General features: G+C 69.1%; 6 protein-coding genes and 2 pseudogenes. 3 read left to right on the forward strand and 5 right to left on the reverse strand.

Features of this window, described 5'->3' with window-relative positions:
* Positions 1-149 precede the first annotated feature (149 nt).
* Positions 150-827 carry a TrkA family potassium uptake protein gene (locus ACFYSH_RS17680; RefSeq protein WP_359466019.1) on the reverse strand — a complete coding sequence of 226 codons (678 nt, stop codon included), beginning with the start codon at positions 825-827 and terminating at the stop codon, positions 150-152.
* Entirely contained in the window at positions 827-1495 is a 669-nt protein-coding gene (locus ACFYSH_RS17685) for a TrkA family potassium uptake protein (RefSeq protein WP_359466017.1), read from the reverse strand. Before ACFYSH_RS17685 ends, ACFYSH_RS17680 begins: the two co-directional genes overlap by 1 nt.
* Positions 1496-1864: 369 nt before the next feature.
* Here ACFYSH_RS17685 and ACFYSH_RS17690 point away from each other — a divergent pair, with 369 nt between their 5' ends.
* Positions 1865-3916 carry an APC family permease gene (locus ACFYSH_RS17690; protein WP_359466015.1) on the forward strand — a complete coding sequence of 684 codons (2052 nt, stop codon included), beginning with the start codon at positions 1865-1867 and terminating at the stop codon, positions 3914-3916.
* A gap of 109 nt (positions 3917-4025) precedes the next feature.
* Positions 4026-5396 carry a class I SAM-dependent RNA methyltransferase gene (locus ACFYSH_RS17695; RefSeq protein ID WP_388753418.1) on the forward strand — a complete coding sequence of 457 codons (1371 nt, stop codon included), beginning with the start codon at positions 4026-4028 and terminating at the stop codon, positions 5394-5396.
* Between the two features lie 399 nt (positions 5397-5795).
* Here the strand turns inward: ACFYSH_RS17695 and ACFYSH_RS17700 are convergent, their stop codons facing one another.
* Entirely contained in the window at positions 5796-6176 is a 381-nt protein-coding gene (locus ACFYSH_RS17700; RefSeq protein ID WP_388753421.1) for a CU044_2847 family protein, read from the reverse strand.
* A 25-nt stretch (positions 6177-6201) separates the two neighbouring features.
* The gene (locus tag ACFYSH_RS17705) at positions 6202-10425 is read right to left on the reverse strand and encodes a trypsin-like peptidase domain-containing protein (protein WP_388753423.1); all 4224 of its coding nucleotides are present in this window, start codon (positions 10423-10425) and stop codon (positions 6202-6204) included.
* A 1234-nt stretch (positions 10426-11659) separates the two neighbouring features.
* Between ACFYSH_RS17705 and ACFYSH_RS17710 the strand changes: the two are divergent.
* Positions 11660-11934 (forward strand): annotated as a pseudogene (locus ACFYSH_RS17710) (TetR/AcrR family transcriptional regulator); the annotation flags it as partial.
* A 1039-nt stretch (positions 11935-12973) separates the two neighbouring features.
* On the opposite strand, the pseudogene ACFYSH_RS17715 reads toward ACFYSH_RS17710, so the two are convergent.
* Positions 12974-13846 (reverse strand): annotated as a pseudogene (locus tag ACFYSH_RS17715) (IS630 family transposase); the annotation flags it as partial.
* Position 13847 lies beyond the last annotated feature (1 nt).

Here is a 13847-nt window from a genome sequence, read left to right on the forward strand (position 1 = left end):
AGCCGGGGGGCTGGCGGTGTCGGCCCCCATCGGGGCCCACCCCGCCCGCGCCCCGGTGGCCCCTACCCCCCCCCCTCTTTGCCACGGTTGGTTGGGGGCCCCGGCCCGGGGGGGGCCGGGCCCGGGGCCCCTCACGCACGCACGGCTGCTCAGTCCTCGGCGGGCTCGCGGCGGACCGACAGCAGATCCTCCAGCTGCTCCTCGCGCGCCTGCGCGGCCACGAACAGCAGTTCGTCACCGGCCTCCAGGGTCTCCTCGGGGCTCGGCGTCAGCACCCGCGTCCCGCGGATGATCGTGACGAGCGACGTGTCCTCGGGCCAGGCCACCTCGCTCACCCGGGTGCCGGCCATCGCCGACTCCGGGGGCAGTGTCAGCTCGACCAGGTTGGCGTCGCCGTGGCTGAAGCGCAGCAGCCGGACGAGATCGCCGACGCTCACCGCCTCCTCGACCAGGGCGGACATCAGACGCGGTGTGGAGACCGCGACATCGACCCCCCAGGACTCGTTGAACAACCACTCGTTCTTCGGGTTGTTCACCCGGGCGACGACCCTCGGCACGCCGTACTCGGTCTTCGCGAGCAGCGAGACGACCAGATTCACCTTGTCGTCACCCGTCGCGGCGATCACGACGTTGCACCGCTGGAGCGCCGCCTCGTCGAGCGACGTGATCTCACAGGCGTCCGCGAGGAGCCACTCGGCCATCGGGACCCGTTCCACCGAGATGGCGGTCGGCGCCTTGTCGATCAGCAGCACCTCGTGCCCGTTCTCCAGGAGCTCGGCCGCGATGGAACGGCCCACCGCACCGGCCCCGGCAATCGCGACGCGCATCAGTGACCGCCCTCCTCGGGACCTTCGGCAAAGGCCTCCTCGACCTTCGCGATCTCGTCCGTACGCATCATCACGTGGACGAGGTCGCCCTCCTGCAGAACCGTCTGCGACGTGGGCAGTATGGCCTCACCCAACCGTGTGAGGAAGGCGACGCGGACGCCCGTCTCCTCCTGCAGCGTGCTGATCTTGTGTCCGATCCAGGACGGCGTCGTGTGCACCTCGGCGAGCTGCACACCGCCACTCGGGTCGCGCCACAGCGGCTCCGCGCCCGACGGCAGCAGCCGCCGCAGCATCTGGTCGGCCGTCCAGCGGACCGTCGCGACGGTGGGGATCCCCAGCCGCTGGTAGACCTCGGCACGCCGCGGGTCGTAGATGCGCGCCGCGACGTTCTCGATGCCGAACATCTCGCGGGCCACCCGGGCGGCGATGATGTTGGAGTTGTCGCCGCTGCTGACGGCCGCGAACGCTCCGGCCTCCTCGATCCCCGCCTCACGCAGGGTGTCCTGGTCGAAGCCGACGCCGTTGACCCGCCTGCCGCCGAAGCCGGAACCGAGGCGACGGAACGCCGTGGGGTCCTGATCGATCACGGCGACCGTGTGCCCCTGCTGCTCCAGGGTCTGCGCGAGAGCGGCTCCGACGCGCCCGCAGCCCATGATGACGATGTGCACCTCGCGCCTACCTCGCCGTCCTGGTCGTCCGGATGACCTGCGAATACACCCTGCTCACACTTCTCTCTCAGCTTGCGGGGCAAACAATGGGGCAACCACCTGCGGGGCTGCCCGTGGATGAGCTTATGCGGCGACGTACGCACCGCCTCATCCGGGCGACGCCCGCGCCGCCTCGTCCGAGTGTGCGTATCCCACCGGACGATGAGCAAAAGGGGAGCGGCCACAGCCCCGGGCCCCGCCCGCCCCGCAAAAATTTCGTTAAGGATTCCATGGACTTTTCCGGTGAGGACGGGTAACTATGAAGGTTTTCCGGGTTCCGAGGGGGTGGTGCCTCGGCGGCGTGTCCCGACAGCGCTTACGATCCTCACCGTGTCCAAACTGACCGACGTGCCCAAACGGATCCTGATCGGCCGGGCGCTGCGCAGCGACAAGCTGGGGGAAACGCTCCTCCCCAAGCGCATCGCGCTCCCCGTCTTCGCCTCCGACCCGCTGTCCTCCGTTGCGTACGCACCCGGAGAAGTCCTCCTCGTGCTGTCCATCGCGGGCGTGTCGGCGTACCACTTCAGCCCGTGGATCGCGGCCGCGGTCGTCGTCCTGATGTTCACCGTCGTCGCCTCGTACCGGCAGAACGTGCGTGCGTACCCGAGCGGCGGAGGCGACTACGAGGTCGCCAACACCAACCTCGGCCCCAAGGCCGGCCTGACCGTCGCCAGCGCCCTCCTGGTCGACTACGTCCTCACCGTCGCCGTGTCGATCTCCTCCGGCGTGGAGAACCTCGGCTCCGCCATCCCCTTCGTCATCGAGCACAAGACGTTCTGCGCCATAGGGGCCATCGTCCTGCTGACCCTGATGAACCTGCGCGGCGTCAAGGAGTCCGGCAAGCTCTTCGCCATCCCGACCTATCTCTTCGTGGCCGGGGTCTTCGCCATGATCCTCTGGGGCGCGTTCCGGGGGCTGGCCCTCGGCGAGACCATGCACGCCCCCACCTCGGACTACGAGATCAAGCCCGAGCACCAGGGTCTCGCCGGCTTCGCCCTCGTCTTCCTGCTCCTGCGCGCCTTCTCCTCCGGCTGCGCGGCCCTCACGGGCGTCGAGGCGATCAGCAACGGTGTTCCCGCCTTCCGCAAGCCGAAGAGCAGGAACGCCGCGACCACACTCGCTGCCATGGGCCTGCTGGCCGTCACCATGTTCTGCGGCATCATCGGCCTCGCCATGGCCACCGACGTGAAGATGGCCGAGAACCCGGCGAAGGACCTCATCCACAACGGTGCCGCGGTCGGCGAGAGCTTCACCCAGGACCCGGTCATCTCCCAGGTCGCCGCGGCGGTCTTCGGCGACGGAACATTCCTCTTCGTGTTCCTGGCGGCGGCCACCGCTCTCGTGCTCTTCCTCGCCGCGAACACCGCGTACAACGGCTTCCCGCTGCTCGGTTCGATCCTGGCCCAGGACCGCTACCTGCCCCGCCAGCTGCACACCCGCGGCGACCGGCTGGCCTTCTCCAACGGCATCGTGCTGCTGGCCGGAGCGGCGATCCTGCTCGTCTGGATCTACGGAGCGGACTCGACGCGGCTCATCCAGCTCTACATCGTCGGCGTCTTCGTCTCCTTCACGCTCAGCCAGACCGGCATGGTGCGGCACTGGAACCGCCATCTGCGTACCGAGAAGGACCCGGCGCAGCGCCGGCGCATGATCCGCTCCCGCGCGATCAACACCTTCGGCGCGTTCTTCACCGGCCTGGTCCTGGTCGTCGTCCTCGCGACCAAGTTCACCCACGGCGCCTGGGTCGCGTTGCTCGGCATGGTGATCTTCTTCGGCACGATGACGGCGATCCGCAAGCACTACGACCGCGTCGCGGAGGAGATCGCCGCGCCGGAGACCCGGCCCGACGACAGCATCCGGCCCTCTCGCGTCCACTCGATCGTTCTGGTCTCCAAGCTGCACCGGCCCACGCTGCGCGCCCTCGCGTACGCCAAGCTGGTGCGCTCGGACCACCTGGAGGCGCTCTCCATCAGCGTCGACCCGGAGGAGACCAAGGCCCTCAGGGACGACTGGGAACGGCGGGGCATCGACATCCCGCTGAAGATCCTCGACTCGCCCTACCGTGAGGTCACCCGCCCGGTCATCGAGTACGTGAAGGGCCTGCGCAAGGACCGTCCGCGCGATGTGATCAGTGTCTACATCCCCGAATACGTCGTCGGCCACTGGTACGAGCACCTGCTGCACAACCAGAGCGCACTGCGGCTGAAGGGCAGGCTCCTCTTCACCCCGGGCGTGATGGTGACCTCGGTGCCGTACCAGCTGGAGTCCTCCGAGGCCGCGAAGGTGCGGGCCAGGAAGCGGGCCGACTGGAACGCCCCTGGCGCGGTCCGGCGCGGGCCCGTCGAACGGCGGCATCACAAGGAAACCGGCCACAAGGGCTGACTCGGCGCTCCTCCTGTGGTAAGCGGCCGGCTTCCGTCCACGTAGACTGGTGGGCTGTTGTCCGGCCGTTCACCGGCCCCTTCTTCCTGACCTCTGGAGCCACCCCCTCATGCAGAACGAATCCACCTCGTCGCAGGCCGGGGAGCCTCAGGCAGAGTCGCAGGCAGGGGAGTCCCTGATCGGCCGGGAGTACGAGGTCGAGGTCGGCCCCGTCGCCCACGGCGGCCACTGCATCGCCCGCACGTCCGAGGGCCAGGTGCTCTTCGTGCGCCACACCCTCCCCGGCGAGAAGGTCGTCGCCCGGGTCACCGAGGGCGACAGTGACTCACGCTTCCTGCGCGCCGACGCGGTCACGGTCGTCGAGGCATCCAAGGACCGGGTCGAGGCTCCCTGCCCCTACGCCGGCCCCGGCAAGTGCGGCGGCTGCGACTGGCAGCACGCCAAGCCCGGCGCCCAGCGCCGGCTCAAGGGCGAAGTGATCGCCGAGCAGCTCCAGCGCCTCGCGGGCCTCACGCCCGAGGAGGCCGGCTGGGACGGCACGGTCATGCCGGCTGAGGGCGACAAGCTCCCGCCGGGCCAGGTCCCGGCCTGGCGTACCCGCGTCCAGTACGCGATCGACCAGGACGGCCTGGCCGGACTGCGCAAGCACCGCTCGCACGAGGTCCAGCCGATCGACCACTGCCTGATCGCCGCCCCCGGCGTCTCCGAGCTCGGCATCGAGAAGCAGGACTGGCCGCAGATGGCGGCGGTGGAGGCCATCTCCGCCACCGGCTCCCACGACCGCCAGGTCATCCTGACCCCGCGCGAGGGCGGCCGCCTCCCGCTGGTCGAGCTGGACAAGCCGGTCTCCGTGATGCGCGTGGACGAGAAGGACGGCGGCGTCCACCGCGTCCACGGCCGCGCCTTCGTGCGCGAGCGCGCCGACGACCGTACGTACCGGGTCGGCTCGGGCGGCTTCTGGCAGGTGCACCCGCAGGCGGCCGACACGCTGGTCCGCGCGGTCATGCAGGGCCTGCTGCCCCGCAAGAACGACACGGCGCTCGACCTCTACTGCGGTGTCGGCCTGTTCGCCGGCGCCATCGGCCAGCGGATCGGCGAGAAGGGCGCGGTGCTGGGCATCGAGTCCGGCAAGCGCGCGGTCGAGGACGCCCGGCACAACCTGAAGGACCTGGACCGGGTCCGTGTCGAACACGGCAAGGTCGACCAGGTGCTGCCGCGCACGGGCATCACGGAATGCGACCTGATCGTCCTGGACCCGCCCCGCGCGGGCGCGGGCAAGCAGGTCGTCAAGCAGCTCTCGACCCTCGGCGCGCGCCGCATCGCGTACGTGGCGTGCGACCCGGCGGCGCTGGCGCGGGACCTGGCGTACTTCCGGGACGGGGGGTACAAGGTGCGGACGCTGCGGGCGTTCGACCTGTTCCCGATGACGTCGCATGTTGAGTGCGTGGCCATCCTGGAGCCCGTCAAGAAGGACGCCTGACCTGCGGTTTTATGATCCAGGCGGATTGCTCGACCCGTTTCCCTCCGTGTAGCGGTCGAGCGGACGGATCGACCCTTGCAGGCTGCCTGACCTGCGAATTTATGGGGGAGACGCCCGCATCGGGGGCGCCTTCAGGGGCGCGTTCGGCGCTTCTTGACCCAGATGACGCTCGCGGCGGGGCTCTGGGCCAGCCGCCTGGCTAGAAAAACTCGAGCCATCGGAATTCCTGTTCCCGTGGCAGGTCATGATCCGGCCCAAGCGGGCGCCGGGCCCCGAGCGCGGCCTGGCTAAGGACGCCCTCAGCCAGGCCATTGTGAACGTCTCCGATGAGCGGCCGGCCCGTTGCGGGCGTGCCCTCGATCAGGAAGTGCTGCCGAGAGGGGCGAAGGCACTTGTGGCTCAGTGAAGCAAGCCCTGTGCCTCGCCATTTGTTCCTTCCGGGCGCCATGTGGCTGTCACCGTCAAGTGGGCCTGTCCGCTGCCGTTCACGATGCCGAGCTTGAGATCCTGCCCGACCTGCACCCCGAAGGTGACGGTGATCTCGCTGGGCGGCGTCGATGCAGTGCTGATCGCGTCGTGCACCCCCTGCACCAGGGGACCGAGCGGCTTGAGAGTGGCGCGCAGTGCGTTGGTGGCGAGCGCGGGGGCGGTCCGTCCCGGGCGGGACACAGGTACGGCGGGGCTCATGCCGTTGGTGACGGGGCTGATTTCCTCCTCCAGGACAAACCGGACCGCGGTCCCGTCTTCCAGGTTGAGTTGCGACTGCTGAAGGTCGGTCAAGGCAGCTCCTAGCTTGGGCGTGTGGTCAGGAACATGGCGGTTCATCAGGTGTGCCCTCAGGCAGCAGTTCTCGTTCGGCCTCGGTGTAGTCCCGCCCCACGGCGTCGCAGAGTGCACGGAACTGCACCTCGGGCCGCAGGTCGAAGTTCTGTCGCACGGTGCCCGAGTCGACGACCAGTTGGTGCCCGTCGACCTGGCCCATGCCCGTCACGGCCGGGACCGCGAGGTCGCTTCCGCGGTGGGCCGGGTCGAGAAAATGGAATCGCCCGCCACGATAGGTGACGACCACCCTGTCCGGCGTGAGCCCGGCAAGGCCATCCTCCGTCGTCCAGGGCACGCCGCGCGTGGACTGCTTCCGGTTCGGCACGTCCCAGATCCGCGCCAGAGAATCCTGGTTGACGACCGCGAGGTGCGTGCCCGACGGATTGAAGGCGAACTTCGCGCGGTACGGGCCGTCCATCAAATGCTCGGCGAAAGAAGCGACGGGGGAACCACGTAGTACGTCGACGCGTCGGGGGCCGCGCAGGTCCCACAGCAGGATCTCACCACGCTCCGCGCCTTCTGCCGTGACGACTGCGACCTGTCCGGGGTGCTTCGGCCTGGCCACGAGCCGGTGTCCACCCCAGACACCGTTCAGACTCATGTTGTCGTCCGCGGGCTGATGGACGGAGAAGGGCTGTGTTGTCACCTCTCCGTCGGCCGCGTCGATCCGCGCGATGTCGGCGTCGTCGGAGATCACGGCGACCTCACTGCCGCCGATACCAACCACGTCCCGGACCTGGTCGAAGTCCCGCAACGCGTCGTCCAGGGGAAGAGACCGTGAACCGGTGTCGCCCATCGCATACGACCGGTTCAGGCGACCGTCGCGTCCCCACAGCACGAGGTGCTGGGAGTCCGCGGTCCACGTCTGTTCCCACTCACCCGAAGGGGCCGCTTCGGGGAGGTGAACCGACCGCAATCGCTCCCGGGACGCGTCAAGAATCTCGAGCCGGTTCTCGTCGACCCGGGCCAGGAATTGCCCGTTCGGAGACAGCGCCTCATTGCCGTCCCCATAATTGGGCCCGAAGCGCTTGCCGCCGACCGGCTCGGCACGGAGCTCCAACAGATCCGACCCCACGGCCGCCAGAACCGTCAGCCCGCCGCCCTCCCTCGGGACGACTGCGACGCCCGACCCGAGCACAGACGCGTCGCCCGAGTCGGGGACGCGCGTACGGAAGGTGTGACCAGTACGTACATCGATCAGCACTTGCTCGGCGTAGCCCCCCTTTTCCTCCGCCTCGTCACTGAGGGTGGGGTACGCGACGGTGTAACGGGTAGTGGCGTCCGCGAGCTGGCCGCCGAGAACCTCGTACGGACGTCCGGGCGTCCGGCCCAGCGCCAGCGCCCTGCGTGTCTCCCCGTTGACGACGATCTCGCCGCCCGCCCGTAGCTCCGTCTCCAGACTGGGGGAAGTGGTCACCCGTCTCGAGTAGAGCCGATGCCCGGATTCCAGGTCCCGCACCTGGATGGCGGTCCCGTCACCATCGGAATGGACAATCACCGCCGAGTCCGCGTCCCGGGTGAACGCGACGTCGTTGAGGTCGTGCCTGAGCACGATTCGGTTGCTCACCCGCATCCGGTCGCCGGAGTCGGTCTCCCACATGTTGACGAAGGCCGAAGTGCATTCGCTGCCGCTAGTGGCGCACCCGTCGAAGGAGCCGATCGCCAGCAGTAGCCGCCTGCTGTCGCTGCTGAAGTCCAAGCCGACCTCGACCCGTTCGGGGAGTTCGTAAGGGCCCGGCTCAAGGACGGCCGGGCTTTTAGCGCCTCCCCCGCCCGTCCGCCACAGGTGGACACCTCCCGCGCCGTGGGCGGCAACGAAGCGCCCGTCGGGGCTCACCTCAATCTTCAGCGCGCCCTTGGGGACACCACTGAGCTCCCGCACATGGGGTGTGCCTCCGAGGGCTCCCGTGACCACGGTGAGGGTCGACTGTTCGCCGCCCGACGGCTTCGATGCCGCCACCAACGTCCGGCCGTCCTCGCTCGCGTACAGACTGCTGACGTTGCCGCGCCAGAGGGACGGATAGGTGGCGGTGACGTACTGCGCTCGCACGTATTGGTTCATGAGCGCTTGCCGGGTGTCCGGGGTATGCCCCGTGTGCCAGGCTGCGAGAGCCAGTTGCAGGGCCGCCGCCGCATCGTGGGGCGGGCGCCTGTCCGTGGCCTGGGCAAGGAGTCCGGCTGCCTGGGCACGGAGGTGTTCCTCGGCACGCTGGAGATTCTGATATGTGGTGAAAGACAGGACGACCGCGAGGACGGTCAGCACGCCCAGTGCCGCCATGGCGGCCTGCCGCAGTCGGGCTCCGCGACGGGCATGGTTCCCGCTGAGGCGGACGTACTCCCGTTCGGCCGCCGAGATGTCGTCCGGGGCAGGATGCGTCTTCAGCCAACGCTCCGCCTCGGCCAGGTCCGTGCCGCTGAGGAGACGGGCGGGCTCGCGCTGCTGGGTGTGCCAACGGGCGAGGTCGGCGCGCACCTGCTCCTGCCGGCGACGGAAGTCGCGGGATTCGGTGAGCCAGCCCAGGAGCAGAGGCCAGTGGGTTGTCAGCGCCTCGTGTGCCAGGTCGACGAGCTCTTCGCGTTCGTCGCCGCCCGGAGCGCGGGAGAGGACGACGAGCTTGCCGGGGGCGAGCCTGCGCGCGACCGCGACGAGTTCCGGGGCGAGGTCCGCCGTGGGGGTGGGCCTGCGGGTGAATGTCCCGCCTTGACCAGGGCGGGCGAGCTGGATGAAGAGCCGCTGGGCACGGCTCTGTTCCGAGCTCGGCAGCTGTTCGAAGGTCTGGTCGGCGTAGCCGACAAGGGCGCCCGCGACACCGCCCAGGTCGTCGTACGCCGCGTGTGTGAGCATGGCGCGGCTGCGACGTTGCCACAGCTCTGTCAGCGCGAACTGGACCAGCGGCATACGGCCGGGTTCGTTGCCCGCGTCGGCGACGATCCGCTCCGGCAGGCCCGCTTCGAACCACAACCCGGGTGTCGCGTCGACCGGGGCCGTCACCGCCTGCTCAAGGTTCTCCGCGGCCAGCGGCGCAAGGAACTGGACGGCGTCGCTGACGAGGTCCGATGTGCCGGCCGTGTTCAGGACGTCGAGCGAGTCGGGTCGTGCGGTCGCCACGACCCGCAGTTCCCCGCCCGCCAGGTCGGCCAGCAGGCCGAAGAGCGTACGGCCTGCGGCAGGGTCGGCGCCTACGTACTCTTCGAGCTGGTCCACGAAGAGGACGTGCCGGAAGTTACTGCTCCGGGCCAGCACCTTGGCGCGCAGTTCGGTGGTGATGCCGTCGCCCGTGTCGAGCAAGCCGACCAGTGTCTCCGCTCTGGCGAGACGTTCGATCTCACCCAGCTCCGGTTCGAGCACGCCGACCAACGCTCGCGCGACGACAGAGGTAGGGCGCGTGCCTGGAATGGGCCGCAGCTCCGTCACGTCCGCCCCGGCCGCACGCAGTCGGCGCAGTACCCCGGCATGTACGAGGGAAGACTTGCCGCACCCTGACGGCCCGGCCACCAGCGTCAGGGGACGCCTGAGCACGGCGTCGATGAGTCGTTCGGTGTCGGCGGCCCGGCCGTGGAAGAACTCGGCATCCTCCTCGGTGAACGCGGCCAGTCCCTGGAACGGGCAACGCGGCTTCAGCGTCGTCTCGTCGACCAGGTCCGCCGAGGGCAACAGGTACGCGGTGCGCTCTCCCAGGTGGGCGGTGACCGTCATGCCGACGACGCCGTTCTGCGTTTCGTCCCAGACCGGCGCACCACTGAAGCCCTCCGCGATGCGTGGGCCGGGCTCCTCGGTTTCCATCTGCAGCCAACCGGCCCCCGTCTCGGCGCGCAGCGTCCCGTACACCCAGACGCCTTGACTCGCGCCGGCCGGAAAGCCCATCGCCCGGAAGGCATGCCCCCACACCCCCGTCCCGTCGACCAGCGGCGCGGGCCGGGTGCCCTCGACCGGCTCGTCGAGCCGCAGCAGCGCGACATCGGCGCCGCCCGTACGCCAGGACTTCACGGTCGCGCGCATGCGGGGACGGCCAGGGAGCAGGGGGAAGTCGAACTCGACGGCCGACTCTGACGGTTCCTCGGCCCCGGGCAACCCAAGCGCTCTGGTGACGACGTGCGCACAGGTGCACAGCACGTCCTCGGCGACCAGAAACGCGGCCCCGACGACTTCCCCGTCGCTCGCGTGCACCCGCGCCTGCGACGCCTCCAGGACATCGATCTCCCGCACAGCGGCCACGGTCAGCCCCCGAATTCCCTGCTCGACGGCGTGCCACACATGGTGTCGCTGCCTTTCCCCGGTGTTACTTTACGCACACCATCCGCCCGCAGTACGGGCTTTGGTGGAGACCTCCGCCTTATAACCGTGGGGGCCGCCCAGATCGTGCGAGGTCCTCCCCGGGGTGCGCCCTGGTGGTGCCTTTCGGCTCCGCTCGCCCCGCCACCTCGGTCACCACCACCGACTGTGGGGCCAGCGGATTCGGCCCACACCTGCCAACGGGCCCTCTGGTCAAGGTCCGAGCCTTGCGCCGGCCTCCAACGGGTGTGCGGGTCTGCAGCAAGCACTTGTTGAGTGAGGGCTGGTAAGCCTCGGCCGTGACGCTCGTTTGACGCTCCGATCACAAGGGAGTCGTCCAGGCCGCCCGCCAAGCGGGGGAGTCGGTCCGACCTCGGCAGTGTCGTGTCGCTGTGAGCCACTACTGGCCATCGCAATGTGACGGAAGTGCTTCCGGAGTGTTCCGGGTCGGCATACTCTGCGGGAACTACCGCACGTCAGAACGCACTGGCCTGAAGCGCGGCGGAGGTGTCATGGGCGGGGACCCGTATGCGCGCTCAGCCGAAGCGTTTGCTCGGCGTTGCGCAGGAGCTGTGTCCGGCCCTCGTCCTCGGGAGGGTCGGCCGGCCTCACCGGCAGCAAGCGGCGGTGCGGGGCGCTGGTCAGGGACGGCCAGCAGGTCCGGTGCGCCGAGAGCCGCCTGGACGAAGGTGGCCGGCACTCTGTCGCACAAGAAGTCCAGGGTGTCGGCGACCACCGCTTTGGACCAGCCCGGACCGTGCAGGTGGTGGGCCTGGTCGACGAGAATGAGGCTGGTGCGGGCTCCTCCAGTGCGAGGCTGACGTGGTGTGCGTGGTCACCGACCGCCAGCCGGTCCGGCCGCAGCCGTCCTGTCACCCTCGCTCCGCCCCGATTCTCGTATGCCATGGCCAGGGCCCCTGCCCGACATAGTGCGTGCGGAACACCCTGTGCCGACTGAGGACGTTCTCCACAATCCGCTCAGCACACTCCGAAGCGCCGCAGGCGAAGCCCTGGGTCCGGGAGCCCCGCGACCCGGCCAAGTCCGTGCCTTGGGCGCATAGGCCACGGGACCAGGTGCGGGTGCCGCAGCTCGCCGACCGAGGTGATCCGCGGGCTGGTTCGGGGGAGATGGGCAGTCCATTCGCCACCCGGCCTTGGGTCAAGGCCCTACCTCTCCGTCGAGCACCGCGACGACCCGGCGGACGACAGCCCAGTCGCCGCGCTCGCCACCGATATCGCGCGCGAGGGCGGGGCGAGGCCCGTCGCGCCTAGGTCGAGGGAGTGGCCGACTTCGCCGATTTCCTGGCCGGAGACGACCAGGAAGGCATCGTCCGCCTCTGCACCCGGTTCGGTGCGCTGGTCCTGTCCCGGGCCACCAAGGGCTCCCCGCTCTCCGGGGAGATCCTCGCCGCCGCGCACGAAGCCTTGACCGAGGCGGGTTGATGGCGGGCTGATCAAGGGCGCGGTGCGGGTGCACATGACCGCGCTCGCGGGTGGCGAGGCATCACGCAGCCGGGCGAGGGCGGCTGAAGTGGCCGGGAGGGGGCGGATGGCGGCGTCAGAGGGGGCCGCGGTGACGCTCATATGACGCTCCGGCCCGGGGGTGAGCTGTTCCGGTGTGGGGAAAGGCGCTCTCACCTGCGGTTTTCTCTGGCTGAGGAATCCCGACATGCTTCCGATGACGCACCACGTGGAGTGCGTGGCGATTTTGGAGCCAGCTGAAAAGGGCGCCTGACCTGCGGTTTCGTTGTTCGGGTGGGTCGCTCGACCTGTTTTCCTCCGTGCAGCGGGTCGAGTGGACGGACGGACCCTCGAAATGCTGCTGACCTGCGGATTCATGAGGAGGACGCTTACATCGGCGATGCCTTCGAGGTGTCGTTCGGAGATTCTTGACGCTCGGATGACGTTCGAAAGGGAAGGCTCAACCTCCCGGGCCACTTCGGCTGTGGCGTGCTGACCGGACCATTGGCACGGGGGAAAGTACTCCGCTGGGCGTCCCTCTGTACCTTTCCAGTGATCACGGGAGCTGCCATCCCGGCTCGTTGGAGTCGAGAGCGTGGCCCGTCCAAGCCACAGAACAAGGCGCCGTAGTTTGAGGGTGTCCATCATATGAAGCGCGTCTGGCCGGGCATGCGCGGCTGACCGAGGATTCATCGGGGCGTGACGACGGCGGCGCAAACCGTTGCAGCAACCTCGTCATATCTATCGCACTTGAAGGAACCGCGGACCGGGGGCGGAGTGCGTAGTGTCAACGACCAAACCAACGCTGATCCGTGGTCAGGCGTCACCGATGGACCCTGCCCGCCGCCATTACCAGGCGTACGTCGCGTAGAGCCTGAAGGTCCCGCAGGGGGTCGCCCCCCGACGACCAGCAGGTCCGCGCGGTGTCCCGGGGTGAGGGTCCCGGTGTCGGTGAGGCCGAGTGCCTCGGCCGTGTGCCAGGTGGCTAAGTGGTCTGCGCCGTAAGTCCTTCGGGGGTTGATCATGCTTCTGGGGTGGCGGAGGATTCTTCTGGGTGATCGGCGGTGTCCCGGTCGAGTCTGGCCAGTAGATCGTCCAGGTCGGAGGTGGTGAACTTCCACTGGAACGGCTGTGCCGTGGCGTTGTAGCGGTCTTCGAAGGCTCGGAGCCGGTTCCTGACCTGGGCGAGGTCGGTGAAGTCGTTGGGCGAGACGACTTTGCGCTGGACGACAGAGAAGTAGATCTCCACTTGGTTCAGCCACGAAGCGTGGACCGGGGTGTGGACCATGACCGCGTTGGGGAACGCGCTGGTCAGCCGGTCGGCAGCCTTCTTGCCTCGGTGGGAGGAGCCGTTATCGACGATCCAGAACACGCGTTTCGCGCTGGCGTACGGCTCGGTGCTCATGACCTGGGCGACCAGGTTCATGAACGGGTCGATGCCGGTCTTGGGCTCGGTGCGGCCGAGCACCTTCGCGTGGTGGAAGTCGTAGGCAGCCAGGTAGGCCAGGGCGCCGCCGCGGCCGTAGGTGTGGTTGACGCGCATCGCGCGGGCCTGGCCGGGGGCGAGGGTGGGGTGGCAGCGGCAGCGGGCCTGGATGGAGGTCTTCTCGTCCGCGCTGATGACGTACTCATCGGCGTCGAGCGCCTTGCCCTGCCAGGTACGGGCGTACAGGTCGAGCACCCGCTCAGCCTTGATTCGGAAGTCGGGGTCGGTGATGAAGATCCAGGAGCGCTGCTGCCAGGGCTTGAGCGCGTCGTCGGCCAGCCAGCGGCGCACGGTGGAGGCGGAGACCGAGCCGGCGATCGCCCGAGCGACGACCTCGCGGGCCAGCTCCGGGCACGACCAGCGCGACAACGGCACCCCGGTCTCGGCCGGCAGCCGACAGGCCAGGGCC

This window comes from Streptomyces sp. NPDC005791 (assembly GCF_042871485.1).
Classification (GTDB): Bacteria; Actinomycetota; Actinomycetes; order Streptomycetales; family Streptomycetaceae; genus Streptomyces.